General features: G+C 40.5%; 1 protein-coding gene and 1 pseudogene. One reads left to right on the top strand and one right to left on the bottom strand.

From position 1 onward, the window contains the following. Window positions 1–371 (top strand): hypothetical protein (locus CIK04_RS34615; RefSeq protein ID WP_325205950.1); only part of this gene is annotated, 371 nt, incomplete at its 5' end. Window positions 372–586: 215 nt separating this feature from the next. Here the strand turns inward: CIK04_RS34615 and CIK04_RS28340 are convergent. Next, window positions 587–846 (bottom strand): annotated as a pseudogene (locus CIK04_RS28340) (Lrp/AsnC ligand binding domain-containing protein); the annotation flags it as partial.

The following is an 846-nucleotide window of genomic DNA, read 5'->3' as shown; positions in this document are numbered from 1 at the left end:
CGAGCAACACCACTTGTGCACTTTCGTCATCAATGAGCTCAAACGCGACGTCACCTTTCACTTGGAAAGTTGCGGTTGAACAATCTCGCCTATTTGTACATAGGTGGTGGTCAGGTCCAAAGACTCAAGAGGCGCACGATATTGCTTGCTTGGTTTCACAACCGCAGGGGCCGAACTGCCGCCACCTCCACCGCCACACCCCACCAACACATTGGCAGTCAGACAATAAAATTAACCCATATTCTATTCGCATTATTACGCCTCAACTGAATATTTACTCAACAGGGCGCGGACCTTATCACGAAGGCAAGAAAATTCAAATCAGGCAAAGAAATCGGCAGATTTTGCGCGTATTTATTACATGCAAATAGGAATGAATCACATTGCTAAAAAATGTGTTACTAAACTCAAAATAAACAATAAAAACATATAGTTATACCAATTCAGCTTTAGCTTACACTGTTATGAAAAATTAGAGAAAGCTGATATTGTGAACATTGTTCATTTAAGATTCTTATCTTTGATACAGATAGATTCAATTGGTAACACCCATTTGTGTACCAAATAATCTTATGCATCTATTCCATCACTGACCAAGCGGTAGCGCGGTGGTGTATTTGAGAGGCTCCATCGCAAACGTTGAGGTGAGTTGGATTATCCCCTTACAACATCTAATTGACCAACTTCTTATAAAAAGTATTCGAAGTTTTTCATATCTTTAACCAACACTTTCATCATGTAGTCGTACTCACCCGCCATGCGATAGAACTCCATCACTTCAGGAAAATCGTTCACTGTTGCAACGAAACGGTCATACCACGCATAAGAGTGATCACAGGTTTTAAT

This window comes from Vibrio sp. 03_296, from assembly GCF_002265885.1.
The sequence above is the reverse complement of the archived record's forward strand: the minus strand, read 5'-3'. Positions and strand labels throughout refer to the sequence as shown.